Here is a 17,224-nt window from a genome sequence, read left to right on the forward strand (position 1 = left end):
CTACGGTTTAGCCGTCGATGTCTTGAAAAACGCCGAAGTTAGGGTTGCCTATTCCGATCTCCGGCTCCGCGGAGGGGGCATCGGAATGCATTCAGAACCGGCCTGGCGAGGGTGAGACGATGTCGGAGATCAACTGGAATAGGTTGCGCCGCAAGGCAATACAAGTATCTGAGAACGCCTACGCGCCATATTCGCGCTTCGCGGTGGGCGCGGCCGCCCTGGTCGACGACGGACGTGTGGTGACTGGTTGCAATGTGGAAAATGTCTCATATGGTCTTGGTCTCTGCGCGGAGTGCGCGGTGGTCTGCGACCTGCATTCGAGCGGTGGTGGACGCCTGATCGCGCTGTCGTGCGTCGACGCGGCGGGGGAGCTGCTCATGCCGTGCGGCCGGTGCCGTCAGGTGCTGCTCGAACACGGTGGACCCGAGATGCTGATCGACCATCCGAACGGGCCGCGGCCGCTGGCCGAGCTGTTGCCCGACGCGTTCGGGCCGCAGGACCTCGCCCGGCGGGACCGGTCGGGAGGTGGGGAAACTCCGTGACGCAGTTCACATTTGATGCACCGTCGGTGATCCGGACCAAGCGCGACGGTGGGGCGCTCTCGGACGCGGCGATCGACTGGGTGATCGACGCCTACACCCATGGCCGCGTGGCCGACGAGCAGATGTCGGCGCTGCTGATGGCGATCTTCCTGCGCGGTATGACGCCGGACGAGATCGCTCGTTGGACGGCGGCGATGGTCGATTCCGGCGAGCGGCTGGACTTCAGCGATCTTCGCCGGGACGGTAAGCCTCTGGCGTTGGTGGACAAGCACTCCACCGGTGGTGTGGGGGACAAGATCACCATCCCGCTGGTGCCCGTGGTGATGGCCTGCGGCGGGGCGGTGCCGCAGGCCGCCGGCCGCGGACTCGGCCACACCGGCGGCACTCTCGACAAGCTCGAGTCCATTGCGGGGTTCACCGCCGAAATCCCGAAACATCAGATCCGCCAACAGCTTTGCGACTTAGGTGCCGCGATCTTCGCCGCGGGTGAGCTGGCTCCCGCCGACCGGAAGATCTACACGCTGCGCGACATCACGGCGACCACGGAGTCGCTGCCGCTGATCGCGAGCTCGGTGATGAGCAAAAAGATCGCCGAGGGCGCCGACGCCCTGGTGCTCGACACCAAGGTCGGTTCGGGCGCCTTTCTGAAGACGGAGGAGGAATCGCGACAACTGGCCCGCACGATGGTCGAACTGGGCACCGCACACGGCCTGGCCACCCGGGCGGTGCTGACCGACATGTCCACGCCGCTGGGCCGCGCTGTGGGCAATGCCGTGGAGGTGGCCGAATCGCTGGAGGTGCTCGCCGGCGGCGGCCCGCCGGACGTGGTGGAGCTCACGCTGACGCTGGCCGCCGAGATGCTGGACGCCGCGGGCCTCGACGGTGTGGACCCGGCCCAGACCCTTCAGGACGGCTCCGCGATGGACCGGTTCCACGAACTCGTCGCCGCGCAGGGCGGTGATCTGTCGACGCCGCTGCCTGTCGGCGCCCACACCGAGACCATCACGGCTCCGCGCGATGGCAGGATGGAGAGCATCGACGCGATGGCGGTGGGTCTGGCGGTGTGGCGGCTCGGAGCGGGCCGCTCCGCTCCTGGTGAGCGGGTCCAGCCGGGCGCCGGGATGTACATCCACCGGCGGGTGGGCGAACCGGTGAGCGCCGGGGAGCCGCTGTTCACGCTCTACACCGAGACCCCCGGGCGTTTCGAAGCGGCGATCGCCGAACTGGACGGCAACTGGACCGTCGGCGACGCCGCACCGCCGCCGCGTCCGCTGATCATCGACCGAATCACGAGCGGAGACTAGAACCGGAGAGCGAGATGACGACGCCGCTGACGCTGGACTCGATCAGGCAAGCGCCCAAGGCGCTGCTGCACGACCACCTGGACGGCGGGCTGCGCCCGGCGACCGTCCTCGAGCTGGCCGAGGCGACCGGATATGACGACCTTCCGGCCACCGATGTCGACGAGCTGGCGACGTTCTTCCGCACCGCCGCGCACAGCGGGTCGCTGGTGCGCTATCTGGAGCCGTTCGCCCACACCGTCGGCGTCATGCAGACCCCCGAGGCGCTGCACCGGGTGGCCTACGAATGCGTCGAGGACCTGGCCGCCGACAACGTGGTCTACGCCGAAATCCGCTTCGCGCCCGAACTGCACATCGACGGCGGACTGTCGCTCGACGCCGTCGTCGACGCGGTGATGGCCGGGTTCGCCGACGGTGAGAAGGCGGCCAGTGCCGAAGGGCGGACCATCACCGTGCGCTGTTTGGTGACCGCGATGCGGCACGCGGCGCGCTCCCTGGAGATCGCCGAACTGGCGATCCGCTCCCGTGACAAGGGTGTGGTCGGTTTCGACATCGCAGGCGCAGAAGCCGGCCACCCGCCCACACGCCACCTCGACGCGTTCGAGTACATGCGAGGAAACAACGCGCGCTTCACGATTCACGCGGGTGAGGCGTTCGGTCTGCCGTCGATCCACGAGGCGATCGCATACTGCGGCGCCGACCGCCTCGGCCACGGCGTGCGGATCGCCGACGACATCACCGTCGCGCCCGACGGCACCGCGCAGCTGGGCCGGCTCGCGGCGCTGTTGCGCGACAAGCGAATTCCGTTCGAGATGTGCCCCTCGTCCAATGTGCAGACCGGGGCCGTGGCCAGCATCGCCGAGCACCCGTTCGACCTGCTGGCCCGGCTGCGCTTTCGCGTCACCGTCAACACCGACAACCGGTTGATGAGCGACACGACGATGAGCCAGGAGATGCTGCGCCTGGTCGAGACCTTCGGCTACGGCTGGAGCGATCTGCAGCGCTTCACGATCAACGCGATGAAGTCGGCGTTCATCTCCTTCGACGAGCGCCTGTCGATCATCGACGACGTGATCAAGCCGCGCTACGCGGTCCTGATCGGCTGAGTCCTTTTTCCGCGCGAGCGACCGCGTCTGTCCCCCGACACGCCGCGTGCGCGTGACAGTCTGCGGTCGCTCGCGGCGAAGGCGTGGCCCTATTCGGGGCGGAGCCGGGACTCGACGAACGCCTCCAACGCCTCCCACTGCTCGACGGCCTTGGCGTAGGGCGGGCTCGGTGCGCGGACGGTGTCGGGTTCCAGGACGTGGGCGATCAGCCTGCCGAGCGGCTGGTCGGGATCGAGGGCCTGATCGACGGTCGTGTCTTCGGAGTAGTCACCGACATCGCGCAGCAGTTCGACGGCGAGCTCCAACTGGTCGCGGTCCAGCGCATCGGGCCCGTCGGCGACGTCGTCGACGATGCCGGTCAACACGTAGACGTTGTCGTCGGTGATCTCGACCTGCAGCGAGCCGTCGGTGGCGGCCGTGCGGATGTCGTCGTAGGTGGCCAGACCGGACAGGTCGTGATCGTGTTCGTCGGCCAGATAACGCGCCAGCGCCCGCTCGGAGCCGAACACGCTGATGCGCCCGTTGCGGCCGAGGAAGACGGGCTGGTCTTCGAGGTAGCAGCGCAGCGTGTAGTAGGTGCCCGCGCTCGTCATCAACCGGACCGGGTCGATGCCGACCTTGAGCCAGAAGTCCTCGTCGCTGCCCAGCACCTGGCTCTGCGCCTGGCTGGTCAGGGCGTCGGAGTCCTCCTCGGCCTCCTCGGTGTCGTCGGCCTCGGAAACCCCGTCGACCAGCTCGTCGTCTTCGGGTTCCGGCGCAGGCTCGGCCAGCTCGGCTTGCGCCTTCTGCGAGGCGGAGCTGTCGACGTCGGGCGTCGTGATCACCTCGTCGAGCGCGTCGACGACGTTGTCCCAGGCCCGGGCGATGACCGCCTCGATCTCGCCCCACTTCTTACGTCCGCTGCGGCCGGCGAAGGCGTCGATCCCGCCGCCGAGCATGCCCAGCACCGGGTTGCCGTTGAAAAACCTTGTGACGACGGGCAATTCACACACCGAACCGAGCGACGAGACGACCACCAGTGTGCGGTGCAGTTGTCGAACCGCATCCTCGTTGACCTTCTCGGCGACGATCTCGGGCACGCCGATGACGTCGTACTGGTGCTCCTCGGCCGGGTCCAGCCGGTGGGCGTTGGCCTCGGTGAGCTTGGCCCATGCGGGGTGATCGGCCAGGTCGTTGTCCTTGTCGGTCCTGACGAACGCGACCAGGTCGGCCACCGACTCGAACCCGTACAGATCTTCGTCCTTGCCGAGGAAGGCCTCCCACTCGTCGCCGCCGTCACGCCAGCGTGGAGCCCATAACGTGTACAGGTCGCCCTTGGTCAAGCCGAGCCGGATCGCCACGATGTCAGCAGCCATGCGGCACACAATAGCCACCCTGGCTGCGAGCCAGTGCGCCCAGCACGTGACGACGCCCGCGCGAAACTCTTATCGGTGATGGGATGCGGCGTAGCGTCGGGCGCGAGCCAAGGAGACAGATATGAAGGCGCTGGTGTACGACGGGCCGGGACGACGGTCATGGACCGACGCGCCGGACGTGGCCATAGCGTCGCCCACCGACGCGGTTGTGCGGGTGGACACCGTGACGATCTGCGGAACGGATCTGCACATTCTCAAGGGGGATGTGCCCGAGGTGACGCCTGGGCGCATCCTGGGCCACGAGGCGGTCGGCACGGTGGTGGAGGTGGGCGCGGCGGTGCAGCGCGTCGCCGTCGGCGACCGGATACTGGTCTCCTGCGTCACCGCCTGCGGTAGCTGCCGGTACTGTCGCGACGCCGCGTACGGGCAGTGCCTCAACGGCGGCGGCTGGATCCTGGGGCACCTGATCGACGGAACCCAAGCAGAATTCGTGCGCGTGCCGTACGTCGACAACTCGACGCACAAGGTTCCCGACGGCGTCAGCGACGAGGAGATGATCCTGCTCGCCGACATCCTGCCGACCTCCTACGAGGTGGGTGTGCTCAACGGACGGGTGCGGCCCGGTGACGTGGTGGCGATCGTCGGGGCCGGACCGATCGGACTGGCCGCGATCCTCACCGCGAAGTTGTACAGCCCCAGCCACATTGTGGCCATCGACATGGCGGATTCCAGGCTCGATGCCGCCCGCAAGTTCGGCGCCGACGCGGTGGTCAACAACCGTCGCGACGACCCGCACGCGGTGATCGCCGAGCTGACCGGTGGCCTCGGGGCAGACGTAACCATGGAGGCCGTCGGCGTACCGGAAACGTTCGAGTTGGCCGTGCGCCTGGTGCGCGCGGGCGGTCACGTAGCCAACATCGGCGTCCACGGGGGGCCGGCGACGCTGCACCTCGAGGACATCTGGATCAAGAACCTGACCATCACGACAGGCCTCGTGGACACCTATTCGACCCCCACCTTGATCGGGCTGGTCGCCAACCACCGCCTCGACACCTCGCCGATGGTCACGCACCGGTTCCGGCTCGACGAGTTCGAAACCGCGTACGACGTGTTCAGCAACGCCGCCGAGACAGGGGCGTTGAAGGTGGTGCTCACCGCCGCGTGATGGTCGAGGCCGGGATGGCAGCATGGCGGACATGACCGACAATCTCCCTTCTCCAGGCTCGACACCGGTTTCTGATGTCATCGGTGACCCGGTGGCTCGGGTGCCGGCGAACGCCACGATCGCTGAGGCTGCCGATGCCCTCGTCAAGCACGAGGTCGGCGCGATCGTCGTCGGCGACGACGAGCGGCCCTCGGCCTTGGTGTCCGAGCGGGACGTCGTGCGCGCCGTGGCCGCCGGTCAGGATCTGTCGATGCCGGCACTGGAGGTCGCGAGCAAGAAGCTGGTCTGGTGCGAGGCCGACGCCACGGTCAACGAGGTGGCGGTTCGGATGATGGACCGCTACATCCGCCACGTCCTGGTCGAGCGCGACGGAGAACTGGTCGGAATCGTCTCAGCCCGCGACCTGCTCGGGGTCTACGGCGCCGGCGCCGACCTGGACGTCAGCTAGGCCGTCGGCCGCCAGAAGCCCTGAAAACCTTGGTTGAGGTTGGTGGTGCGGATGGGCGAGATCTGCACCGGATCGCCCGCTTCAACTGGGTGGGAATAAGGGTCACAGTCGCGCCCTGCGGTACGAGAGATCCAATAACAGGTTCTAGCAGGTTCGATGTGTCCTGCCACCTGCCGTCTGGTAACGCATGAAGTAAAGAGGCTCACGTGTTGCCCGGAGGCACGGCAGATCAGTGCGTCTGACTCCCTAGAGGCCCCAGTATCGTGATCAGAACACGTTGTGCTCGGTTTGCGGGGAGGGATCTTGCCGGGTTGGGTCGAGGTTGTGCCGGAGGAGCTTCAGCTCTCGGCGGCCACCGTGGACGCTCACGCGGATCGCATGGGAAGACGCCACGGGATAGCTGATGGCCGCATTGAAGCCGCTCAGGCAGGGGTCCCCGGTGCATCTGCTGCAGCGTTGAGCACGGCGATGGCTCAGTGGCAGAAGGTCACGACCGGACTGGTCGGTCACATGGTTGATCACGCTGCCCGCCTCCGCGACGGGGCGGCCCTGTATCAGCAGGCTGATCAGCACAGCGCCGAAGAAATAGCCTCGGCGGCCGAGAGGATCAGGCCCGAGGACATGGGCCTCTGAATGCTCCAGTTGTGACCATCTCCATTGCTGATATCGATCGTTGGGATTCGGGCGATGTCCGCGAGGTCTTCCATGCCACTCGCAGCCGAGCAGAAGCAGCTTTCGAGGCGGCGGACGGTATCGCCGACCTTCCGGCATTCGGGTCCTGGGGAGGCGATGCCTCAGAGGCAGCCAAGGAAGCGATCGGTCAGACACGCAAGGACCTCGATGCCCACGGCAACGAAGCGTTGGCCGTAGCCCAGGCGGCCACTAAGGCTGCCGACAGCATCGAACAGGTCAAATCCAACCTTGCGCGGCTGCGCGCGGAGGCCGAAAGCCTCGGTATGACCATCGACCCGGTCACCAACACGATCGAGCCTGGCCCCGGGTCTTCTGGGGCTGATCCGATGGAGATCGAGTTGAAGCGGATGCAGTTGCAGCCGCAGCTCGACGCCATCCTTGCCGAGGCCACCAGCGTCGATAACGATCTTGCCCGCGCGATCGCCATGGCCACCGGCCACGAACCGATACCCGATACACCTCACGACAACCGCCCCGAAATCCAGGACGCCCTGTCCAAGCCCGTGCCTGAAGACCCCGAGCAGTTCAACGAACTATGGGGACAGCTCACTCCCGAAGAGAAGGATTGGCTCTACCGTCAGGACCACAGCATCGGCAACCACCCGGGCATGCCCTTCGTCGACCGCAACCACTACAACCGGATGCACCTGACCGAACTGACCCAGTCAAGCCAGGCCGAAATCGACCGGCTCGCGCAGGAACACCCCGGATGGGCCAGAGGCGCGGTACCCAACCCCAAGGACAACATCCCCACCTACCGCGCATGGCAGGACTGGAAACAGCAGTGGGACAACGCCCACCGCAACCTGGAGGGCTACCACGCCGTAGAAGGCGTGCTCGACCGCAATGACGGGGTCCCGCGATTCCTGGGCTTGATCGACGATCAGGGCCACGCCGCCGTGTCGATCGGCGACCCCGACACCGCCTCGCACAGCGCCACGCTGGTGCCCGGCACTGGCCAGGATCTAGCCGCGTTCGAGGGCAGCGACGGCAAGTCACTGGACATGTTCCGAGCGGCCCTCGACGCCGACCCCAGCTTGACCATGAACGACGTCGCCGTGACCACCTGGATGGGCTACGACCGTCCTATGGATCTAGGGCAGGCCGCCTTCCCGGGCCGAGCGGAGACTGGTGGCGCGGCGCTGAGCACGTTCATCGACGGCATGCATGCCTCCCACGCTGGTCCCCCGGCGATCGATACCGTCATCGGCCACAGTTACGGCTCGACCCTGGTTGGGGGTGCGGCGTCAGGCGGCAATCACCTGGCCGTCGAGAACGTCATTGGCGTCGGCAGCCCGGGAATGTTGGCCGGTCACGCCTCCGACCTGAACCTCGACGCAGGGGCCAACGTGTACGCCACCCGAGCACAGCACGACATCATCCACCTCGTCGCCGGTGCAGCACTGGGACCGAACCCGACATGGGACGGCTTCGGGGCCGTCGAGTTGGAAGCGGCTCCCGGCCCGTCAACCGGCCCGCCCTGGCTGAACCTGCCATCAGTGGCCGCGCACAGCAGCTACTGGGATGAGGGCAATCCCGCTCTGGCCAACATGGGTGCCATCATTGCCGGGATGCCCCCGCCGAAAGTGGTGCCGTGAGTCGGTTAGTTCGATGTGTTGCAACACTTGCCCTGTTGATGGCAGTGGTTAGCGGCTGCAGCAATGACGACCGCCTTGGCCCCCCCGTGCCAACCGGGGCTACCGAAATTGGAGGTCCATCCGTGACATCCGCGCCGCCACCGCCACCCGGTTGGGACCCGAAAGACGTTGTCCCCGAGACCCAACAGCAGGCCCAAGACACGCTGCTGAACTACATCACCCGCACCTTGCACGAGCTGCCCCGAGGGACGGTCCTTGACGCGACGAGATACGGCAGCGCAGGGCACAACAGCTGGTGCGAAGACATTCCTCCCGACCCGAAAACCGCGCCGTCACGGTTTCATACTTCAGGCGACCTCAAGCTCCCACCAGAGACCAACCTCGACGCCAGCGTCCAGCAAGTCGGTGACATCTGGCGGAGTTGGGGTTGGTATGTCTACGAGCGAGACGGGTTCCGCAAGCCCAACCAGTTCGGGTATGCCCCTGACGGATACCGCCTCCAGATCGTCATCGCCGGGCGTGAAGGGTTCCCGCCGACCTTGTCAGGCTCGTCGCCGTGCTTCCCCGCCGATGTTGCGCGAGACGACATCCCGTTTCCGCTGACGCTTCGCTCTGACTAGCGCAGCTGGCCTGGGCTGGCCTCCACACGGTGTCGCGTGAGCAGTACGTGTAGCCCACATCTCATGCGACACCACCGAGGTGCCAGCTGCTGCTCCGTTAAGATCGGCTGACTGTAAGCGGCTGGCTCAAGTGTGCGGGCCATCAACCACTGAGCGGTGCGGTCGCAGCAGCGCATCGGACATAGGAACATCTTCAAGTGGGCGGCTCCCGCCATGCCAGATGGTGTAGCCGCTGCCGTGGCCCCGGCACGGGACAGCACATCAACCACGACGGGCCATCTGCGCATCTGAGCCGCTCCCGCGTTGTACTTTCTCCCCGTGGTGGGAGACAAGTTCAAAGTGTTCATTTCGTGGTCGGGGGAGCTAGCAAAGGGTGTGGCCCATCTATGGCAGGAGTTGATCAGAGAAACCTTCGATGCCGTCGAGCCATTCATGAGCGAGGAGAACATCGGGGCTGGCGAACGCAACCTGGCCAAGATAGCCGAGGAGTTAGACGGCACGTCGTTCGGCATCATTGTCGTCACTCAACAAAACCAGACTTCACAGTGGCTCAACTATGAGGCCGGAGCGCTTTCCAAGAACCTTGGGAACGCAACGGTTCGAGTAGCGCCTTGTCTCGTGGACTTCGAGCGCAAGAGTGAGGTCACAGGACCACTCGCGCAATTCCAGGCGAGCCTGCTCAACAGGGACGGCGTCGAGTACATCTTGGCCGAGATCGCGAAGGTTGTAGGCGTAGACGTTGACTCGGTGAAGCGGCGCTTTGGCCGGGCTTGGACTGAATACGAACAACGGTTCAATGAAGCCAAGGTCGCCGTGAAGGCAGAAGCCCCGACGCCGCCGCGAGACAGCGACGATGTCCTCGACGAGATACTCACATTGGTACGCGACATCGCACGCGATCAGGGATCGGCCGCCAGCCACTCCAATACACAGAATCTCTTGAACTGGTTATGGATGCAGCGCGAAGCGCCGACGGCAGGAGACCGAGGTTTCGACGTAATCTTTGCGCCGCGATCGGCTGAACGCTTTGGCCAACACCTGCGATGGGAACGACCCTTGGACTTGACGCCAGGCGATGAAGTATCCCATTCGGCCTTTGGGGACGGTCGAGTAATCGAGGTTGATGGGCAGGGTCATGACGCCGTAGCGGTCATCAAGTTCGGCAGCCACATTCAACAGCCCGTCCGGGTACGAGCAGACGATAACCGGCTGACGAAAATCGAGGACTGAAGGTGGCTCACGCACTCTCGCCGCCCGTGCGCGGCTCCTCAAAGGACGGCGCAGAGGCGGCGGGTCGTGCTTACCTTCCCCTTGGCCGCAGGTACTGGCAGATGACTAGCAAGCTCACACAGTGGTGCTTTCACGATCGATCGTGGGACTTTGACAGGCCATCGGCTAGGTGATGTGGGGGACCCGTACCGAACGGCATCAGCGACGCGGTCTCCGCACATGTCGAAGATCCCCCGACCCAACGCAGCCCTTACGCCCTGGTAACGAGGGATTCGTCTAGATACCTATATAAGGTCGCACGACTGACACCGAGGTACTTTGCGATGTCCTTCACGGTGTGGCCGTCGACCTTCATCCGTCTCGCGGTGGCGATGTGCTCGGCGTCGCTCACCTTCCTGGGCCGTCCGAAGCGGGTGCCATTGGCCCGCGATGCACTCCGCTTGAGTGCCGTGCGCTCCTTGATCAGCTCGCGCTCGTACTCGGCCAACGACCCGAGGACGCCGATCATCATCCGGCCCGCTGGAGTGGAGGAATCGATGCCATCGGTCACAGAGACCAGGGTGACGCCCCGGTCGGTCAGCCCCTTCAGGGTCGAGAGGATGTGCATCATGTTGCGGCCCAGCCGGTCAAGCTTCCACACGACGACGGTGTCGCCCTCGCGCACATAGTCGAGGAGCGCTGCGAGGCCAGGCCGGTCGTCGCGTGCACCCGACATGATGTCGGAAAAGACCTTCATGACCCCGGCGGCGGCGAGCGCCTCGTTCTGTTGGCCGAGGGTTTGCGACACGGTGGAGACGCGGGTGTAGCCGATGCGTGTGCCGGTGGACTTGAAGGAGGTATCCGCGCCGTGACTCATAAACGGTGACAACGCGACTACCGAGACACCTATTTCTGAGGCTGACTTTCGAGACACCACGACCTGGTGCTGGTGGCCCTCCGAGGCGGTAGAGCACCTTGTCTCAGATGTGATCGTTTTCGAGACACGGCGACAAGCACCCAATAAGGGAATGCTGCGCTTTGTAGGGTTCGGGAGGAAGCAGTAAACCGATAAGGGGTTGGCGTGATCACCGGTGAGTTGAAGAGCAAGGTCGGGCGGGTGTGGGACGCCTTCTGGGCGGGCGGCATCGCCAACCCGCTGGAGGTGATGGAGCAGATCACCTTCCTGCTGTTCATCCGCCGCCTCGACGACCTCAACACCCTCGCCGAGAAGAAGGCGCGCCGCACTGGCAAGGCCGAGGGACTCATCTTCGGCCCGGAGCAGCAGGACCTGCGCTGGTCTGTGTTCAAGAACGACGAACCGGCGCTGATGTACAAGACGGTGAGCGAGAAGGTCTTCCCCTTCCTGCGCACCCTCGGCGGAGACGGGTCCACCTACGGCGAGCACATGAAGGACGCCCGGTTCACCATCCCCACCCCACAGTTACTGTCGCGGGTTGTCGACATGCTCGACGACATCCCGATGGCCGATCGCGACACCAACGGTGACCTGTACGAGTACATGCTGTCCAAGATCGCCACAGCGGGCCAGAACGGCCAATTCCGCACCCCGCGTCACATCATCAAGCTGATGGTCGACATGGTCGCCCCGCAGCCCACCGACGAGATCTGCGACCCGGCCTGCGGCACAGCGGGATTTCTGGTGGCCGCCGCCGAGTACCTGCGCGACAACCACCCCGACGTGCTCACCGATGCCGCCCAGCGCCAGCACTTCCACCACAGCATGTTCCACGGCTACGACTTCGACTCCACCATGCTGCGGATCGGCAGCATGAACATGCTCCTGCACGGTGTGGAGGCCCCCGACATCCGCTACCGCGACTCCCTGTCCGAGGGGGCCAGCGGCGAGCAGGAGAAGTACAGCGTCATCCTGGCCAACCCGCCCTTCGCCGGGAGCCTGGACTACGAGTCGACGTCCAAGGACCTGCAGCGGGTGGTCAAGACCAAGAAGACCGAACTGCTCTTCCTCGCCCTATTCCTGCGGCTGCTCAAGCCGGGTGGTCGGGCGGCGGTCATCGTGCCCGACGGTGTGCTGTTCGGCTCCTCGAAGGCCCACAAAGACCTGCGCCGCGTCCTCGTCGAGGACCAGAAGCTCGACGGTGTGGTGAAGCTGCCCTCCGGTGTGTTCCGGCCCTACGCCGGGGTGTCGACCGCCATCTTGCTGTTCACGAAGACCAACTCGGGCGGCACGGATGATGTGTGGTTTTACGACGTCCGGGCGGACGGCTACTCCCTCGACGACAAGCGCAACCCGGTGGAGGCCAACGATCTACCTGACGTCCTCTCCCGCTGGAAACAGCGCAACAGCACCGAGCGGGATCGGGTACGTACCGAGCAGTCCTTCTGCATCCCCAAGGCCGACATCGTCGCCCAGAGCTACGACTTGTCCCTCAACCGGTACAAGGAGATCGTTCACGACGACGTGAAGCATCGGTCCCCGCTGGAGATCATCGCCGACATAGAGCAGTTGGAGGCGGAGATAGCGCAGGGCTTGACTGACTTGAAAAAGATGCTGTCATGAACTGGCCCACCGTCGTGTTGGGTGAGCTTTCCGACACAGCCGGACAGTACGGAGTAGGTCTGTCGTCGCGTTACTGGCGCGATGGTGACCCGAGGTATATCAGGATCACTGACATTCAAGACGATGGTCGGCTCAACTCGGAGGCGGTGGCACCGGACGGCGACCGCCGCGACTGGGAGAAGGCCATTCTCAAAGAGGGCGACCTTTTGTTTGCCAGGTCCGGTGCGACCGTAGGCAAGACATACTTGCACCCCGCTGGCGCGCCGCTCGCCGTATACGCGGGGTATCTCATCCGGTTCAAACTCGACACCGACCGTGTTTTTCCACCATATGTGTTCCGCTACACGCAGAGTCCTGCTTATCGCACTTGGGTCTCATCAGCTCAACGGGCAGTTGCACAACCGAACATCAACGCCAAACAGTATGCAGCGCTGCCGATACCCCTTCCTCCGCTTGATGAGCAGCGGCGGATCGCGGCGGTCCTCGACCAGGCCGATGGCGTGGTGAGGAAGCAGCGTTCGGTGCTTGGTGAACTAGACGTGCTTACGCAGGCGGTGTTCCAGGATATGTTCGGCGACCCCACGACATGGCCAATGCGATGGACTATGGGCCACATCGGCGACATGGCTGAGAGCGTCCAGTACGGAACATCCTCAAAGGCGGGTGACGCTGGGGACTGGCCAATTGTGCGCATGGGCAATGTCACTGACAACGGGCAGCTTGATCTCGCCGACTTGAAGTGGATTGACCTCGCCGACAGTGACGTGCCGAGGTACACGCTGAGGCGGGGAGACCTGCTGTTTAACCGGACGAATAGCAAGGAGAAGGTCGGCAAGACGTGTGTGGTCGCGACAGACCGGCCCTTAGCCTACGCGGGCTATCTGGTCCGGGTCCGTCTCAAGCCGCAGCATCGGCCAGAGTTCGTCAACGCCTTCATGACTAGCCGGTACGGCCAGGCGCTCCGTCGTGGAATGGCAAAGGCTGCAGTCAACCAGGCGAACATCAACGCCGCCGAGATGAGGTCGATCCCTATTGCCTTGCCCCCGACCGAGATGCAGATCTCCTTCGCGGAAGCCGTGGAACGCATCGGCGCTGAGCGACTGCGCCAGTTAGCGGCAATAGAGCACGGGAGGGGACTGTCCCGAGCGTTGAGTCTCCGCGCCTTCTCGGGCCAGCTGTGAGGGTCTTTGGTAGATGAGCAACTTCGCCTTCGTCGAGTCGGTCGGCTGGCCCGAGGTACAGGCGGACTGCGCCCGCGCCGAAAGCTACGCGCTCAGCGATCCTCGGTCGGCTTGTATCTACAGCCGCCGGGCGGTCGAGCAGGTCGTGAAGTACCTCTACGGCGTCTTGGCGCTGCCGGTGCCCTATCAAGATGATCTGTCGGCGCGGATCAATGACGCCCGTTTCAAGTCGAAGGTCGGGGTCGGGATCGCAACGAAGCTGAACCTGATCCGGAAGCTCGGGAACCACGCGGTGCACGACCAGAAGCCCATCCCGCCTCGGGCGGCTTTGGACGCGCTGCGGGAGCTGCATCACGTGATGGTGTGGGCAGCGTTTCATCACTCGACCAACCCTCAGGCGGTGCCGCTGAAGGCGGCCTTCGATCCGGCACTAGCCAAGAAGGCCGCCCCGCTCACGCGGCAGGAGGTGGCCCAACTCGCCAAGAAGTTCCGGGAGCAGGACGAGGCGCACGCGAAAGCTCTGGCTGAGAAGGATGAGCTGGCGGCGGCCAAAGACGCCGAGATCGCCGCCCTGCGCGAGCAGATCAAGGCGGCACAGGCCGCGAATCAGAAGGTCGACGACCGCGACTACTCCGAGGCTGAAACCCGCGACCGGTTCATAGACGTGCTGTTAGCCGAGGCGGGCTGGCCGCTGACAGATAAGCAGGACCGGGAGTTCGAAGTCACCGGCATGCCCACCGCCGACGGCAAGGGCTACGTCGACTATGTCCTGTGGGGTGCCGACGGCTTGCCGCTGGCGGTTGTCGAGGCGAAGCGGACCACCAAGAGTCCGCAGCTAGGTCAGCAGCAGGCCAAGCTCTACGCCGACCGGCTAGAGGCGATATTCGGGCGGCGTCCGGTCATCTTCTACACCAACGGCTACCAGCACTGGCTATGGGACGACGCGGGGGGCTACCCACCGCGTGAACTGCAGGGCTTCTACACCCGCAACGAGCTGGAGTTGCTGCTGCACCGCCGTCACGCCCGAAAGTCATTGACGGAGGCGGTGATCGACTCGGCGATCGTGGAGCGGCACTACCAGCACCACGCCATCCGGGCTATCGACGAGGCCTTCATGGCCAAGCAGCGGCAGGCGTTGTTGGTAATGGCTACCGGCGCGGGCAAGACCCGGACGGTCATCGCATTGGCCAAGCAGCTTATGGAGGCTGGGTGGGTCAAGAAGGTGTTGTTCTTAGCCGACCGCACCGCACTGGTGGTTCAGGCCGCCAACGCCTTCAAGGCTCACCTACCGGACGTGACCACGGTGAACCTTGTGACCGAGAAGGTGAGCGACGGGCGGGTTTACGTGTGCACGTACCCGACGATGATGAACCTGATCAACAACACCGACTCAGGGAAGCGGGTCTTCGGTCCCGGTCATTTCGACCTTGTGGTTATCGACGAGGCCCATCGGTCGGTCTATCAGAAGTACCGGGCCATCTTCTCCTGGTTTGATTCCCTCTTGGTGGGTTTGACTGCCACCCCCAAGGACGAGGTCGACCACAACACCTACCGACTCTTCCATCTCGAAGACGGGGTGCCCACCGATGCCTACTCACTCGGCGACGCAGTCGACGAGGGCTTCCTTGTTCCGGCGGTGGGGGTGTCAGTCGGCACGAAGTTTCTGCGCCAGGGCATCCAGTACTCCGACCTGTCCGAGGAGGAGAAGGACGAGTGGGATGCGCTGGAGTGGGGTGAAGACGGACCCCCGGACGAGGTCTCGGCGGACGAGATCAACCGCTTCTTGTTCAACGAGGACACAGTGGACCAGGTGCTGGCGACCCTCATGGACAAGGGGCAGAAAGTCAGTGAGGGCGATCGGCTGGGCAAGACCATCATCTTCGCCAAGAACCAGCGGCACGCGGAGTTCATTCAGCAGCGGTTCGACATCCAGTACCCCGAGCATGCCGGGCACTTCGCACGGGTCATCACTCACGGAATGAGCTACGCGCAGAGCCTGATTGATGACTTCTCGATCCCGGAGAAGGCTCCTCACATCGCGATCTCGGTGGACATGCTCGACACCGGCATCGACGTGCCCGAGGTGGTCAACTTGGTGTTCTTTAAGCCGGTGAGGTCGAAGACCAAGTTCTGGCAGATGATCGGGCGCGGCACCCGGCTGTGCCCTGATCTGTTCGGTCCCGGCAGGGACAAGCAGAACTTCTACGTCTTCGACTTCTGCGGGAACCTGGAGTTTTTCAACCAGGACCTGCCCGGATCAGAAGGCTCGCTGCAGAAGTCGCTCAATCAGCGGCTGTTCGAGACCCGGCTGGGTCTGATCGCCGAGCTGGATACCCGCGGCAAACCCGAGGGCGAGGAGCCGCCGGAGGGATCGGGCACCGAGACCGAACGTGGACTGCGCTTCGACATCGCCCGCCAGCTTCACACCACGGTGGCCGGGATGAACCTGGAGAATTTCTTGGTGCGTCCACACCGCCAGCTCGTCGAGCACTATGCCCAGTGGTCGGCCTGGACCCCGTTGACCTCCGAAGCCGCCGAGACAATCGCGCAGAACCTGGCGGGGCTGCCCTCCACCCACAAGGACGACGAGGAGGACGCCAAGCGGTTCGACCTGCTGATCCTGCGCCGCCAGCTTGCCCAACTCCAAGGTGACGCCGGAGGTGCCGAGCGGCTACGTGAACAGGTGCAGAACATCGCCATCGGCTTGCTGGGCAAGACGACGATCCCTTCGGTGGCCGCCCATCACGAGCTGCTCGACGAGGTCGCCAGCGACCAGTGGTGGGTCGACGTCACGCTGCCCATGCTGGAGGTGGCTCGCCGACGCCTGCGCGGTCTGCTGCAGTTCCTCGACAAGGGAAGGAAGGACGTAATTTACACGTCCTTCCAGGACGAGTTGACCGAGTCGACGATCGTGGAGCTGCCCGGCATCACTCCCGGCACCGACTGGGAGAGATTCCGCGCCAAAGCAGCTGCATACCTCAAGCAGCACCAGGACCACATGGCACTTCAGAGACTGCGCCGCAATAAGGGGCTCACCCCGGAGGACTTGGCGGCCCTTGAACAGATGCTGGTGGATAGTGGGGCGGGAGATGCCGAAGTCATCGCCCGAGCCAAGGAACAGTCACACGGCCTTGGATTGTTCATTCGGTCTCTTGTTGGCTTGGACCGCCAGGCCGCTCTGGAGGCCTTCGCCCGCTACCTCGACGGCACTAGGTTCAACGCCAACCAGCTGCACTTCATCAACCTCATCGTCGACGAGCTGACCGCCAACGGTGTCATGGAAGCAGCCCGGCTCTACGAGTCCCCCTACCGGGACTACGCCGCCACCGGACCCGAGTCGATGTTCGCCGAAGGCGACGTCGACAACATCGTCGACATCCTCAACACCGTGCGGGCCAACGCCTTGCCTGCCGATGAGGCAGTCTGAGGCCACAAACTAGCCAGCCCAGTAGGCGGCGTGCACCGGC

General features: G+C 64.6%; 14 protein-coding genes. 12 read left to right on the plus strand and 2 right to left on the minus strand.

All coding sequences use genetic code 11. The features are described from left to right. The first annotated feature begins 119 nt into the window (after positions 1-119). The 3 genes from AU198_RS01810 to AU198_RS01820 are packed head-to-tail and all read left to right on the plus strand — an operon-like array spanning position 120 to position 2,949. The gene (locus tag AU198_RS01810; protein WP_064345734.1) at positions 120-542 is read left to right on the plus strand and encodes a cytidine deaminase; all 423 of its coding nucleotides are present in this window, start codon (positions 120-122) and stop codon (positions 540-542) included. After that, on the plus strand, positions 539-1,846 hold the full coding sequence (locus AU198_RS01815) for a thymidine phosphorylase (protein WP_064345735.1): 1,308 nt from the start codon (positions 539-541) through the stop codon (positions 1,844-1,846). Before AU198_RS01810 ends, AU198_RS01815 begins: the two co-directional genes overlap by 4 nt. Before the next feature lie 14 nt (positions 1,847-1,860). After that, positions 1,861-2,949, plus strand: a complete 1,089-nt coding sequence (locus AU198_RS01820) for an adenosine deaminase (RefSeq protein ID WP_064345736.1) — start codon at positions 1,861-1,863, stop codon at positions 2,947-2,949. An 89-nt stretch (positions 2,950-3,038) separates the two neighbouring features. On the opposite strand, the gene satS is transcribed toward AU198_RS01820, so the two are convergent. Further along, complete coding sequence (gene satS / locus AU198_RS01825) at positions 3,039-4,304, minus strand: protein export chaperone SatS (protein WP_064345737.1); 1,266 nt, start codon at positions 4,302-4,304, stop codon at positions 3,039-3,041. A 121-nt stretch (positions 4,305-4,425) separates the two neighbouring features. Here satS and AU198_RS01830 point away from each other — a divergent pair, with 121 nt between their 5' ends. From AU198_RS01830 to AU198_RS01855, 6 genes are all read left to right on the plus strand, one after another. Next, positions 4,426-5,469, plus strand: a complete 1,044-nt coding sequence (locus tag AU198_RS01830; protein WP_064345738.1) for a zinc-dependent alcohol dehydrogenase family protein — start codon at positions 4,426-4,428, stop codon at positions 5,467-5,469. 31 nt (positions 5,470-5,500) lie between these two features. Next, entirely contained in the window at positions 5,501-5,917 is a 417-nt protein-coding gene (locus AU198_RS01835; protein WP_064346009.1) for a CBS domain-containing protein, read from the plus strand. A gap of 378 nt (positions 5,918-6,295) precedes the next feature. Then, the gene (locus AU198_RS26860; RefSeq protein ID WP_502689251.1) at positions 6,296-6,550 is read left to right on the plus strand and encodes a hypothetical protein; all 255 of its coding nucleotides are present in this window, start codon (positions 6,296-6,298) and stop codon (positions 6,548-6,550) included. Positions 6,551-6,561: 11 nt separating this feature from the next. Continuing rightward, positions 6,562-8,208 (plus strand): Rv0964c family protein, encoded by a 1,647-nt coding sequence (locus AU198_RS01845; protein WP_064345740.1) that lies wholly within the window; start codon positions 6,562-6,564, stop codon positions 8,206-8,208. 122 nt (positions 8,209-8,330) lie between these two features. Next, positions 8,331-8,828 (plus strand): hypothetical protein, encoded by a 498-nt coding sequence (locus AU198_RS01850; protein WP_231744540.1) that lies wholly within the window; start codon positions 8,331-8,333, stop codon positions 8,826-8,828. Positions 8,829-9,146: 318 nt separating this feature from the next. After that, positions 9,147-10,058 carry a toll/interleukin-1 receptor domain-containing protein gene (locus AU198_RS01855; protein ID WP_064345742.1) on the plus strand — a complete coding sequence of 304 codons (912 nt, stop codon included), beginning with the start codon at positions 9,147-9,149 and terminating at the stop codon, positions 10,056-10,058. A 250-nt stretch (positions 10,059-10,308) separates the two neighbouring features. Here AU198_RS01855 and AU198_RS01860 read toward each other — a convergent pair whose 3' ends face one another. Next, positions 10,309-10,914 carry a recombinase family protein gene (locus AU198_RS01860; RefSeq protein ID WP_064345743.1) on the minus strand — a complete coding sequence of 202 codons (606 nt, stop codon included), beginning with the start codon at positions 10,912-10,914 and terminating at the stop codon, positions 10,309-10,311. A gap of 204 nt (positions 10,915-11,118) precedes the next feature. Here AU198_RS01860 and AU198_RS01865 point away from each other — a divergent pair, with 204 nt between their 5' ends. Genes AU198_RS01865 through AU198_RS01875 form a run of 3 tightly spaced genes read left to right on the plus strand, consistent with a single transcriptional unit; the run spans position 11,119 to position 17,184 of the window. Beyond that, positions 11,119-12,576: a type I restriction-modification system subunit M gene (locus tag AU198_RS01865; RefSeq protein WP_064345744.1), complete on the plus strand. Its 1,458-nt coding sequence runs from the start codon at positions 11,119-11,121 to the stop codon at positions 12,574-12,576. Beyond that, the gene (locus AU198_RS01870; protein WP_064345745.1) at positions 12,573-13,757 is read left to right on the plus strand and encodes a restriction endonuclease subunit S; all 1,185 of its coding nucleotides are present in this window, start codon (positions 12,573-12,575) and stop codon (positions 13,755-13,757) included. The genes AU198_RS01865 and AU198_RS01870 overlap by 4 nt, the downstream gene beginning before the upstream one ends. Positions 13,758-13,770: 13 nt before the next feature. Then, positions 13,771-17,184 carry a DEAD/DEAH box helicase family protein gene (locus AU198_RS01875; RefSeq protein ID WP_064345746.1) on the plus strand — a complete coding sequence of 1,138 codons (3,414 nt, stop codon included), beginning with the start codon at positions 13,771-13,773 and terminating at the stop codon, positions 17,182-17,184. Positions 17,185-17,224: the final 40 nt, after the last annotated feature.

The sequence above is a fragment of the Mycobacterium sp. GA-1199 genome (genome assembly GCF_001500045.1).
In the GTDB taxonomy this organism is placed as follows: domain Bacteria; phylum Actinomycetota; class Actinomycetes; order Mycobacteriales; family Mycobacteriaceae; genus Mycobacterium.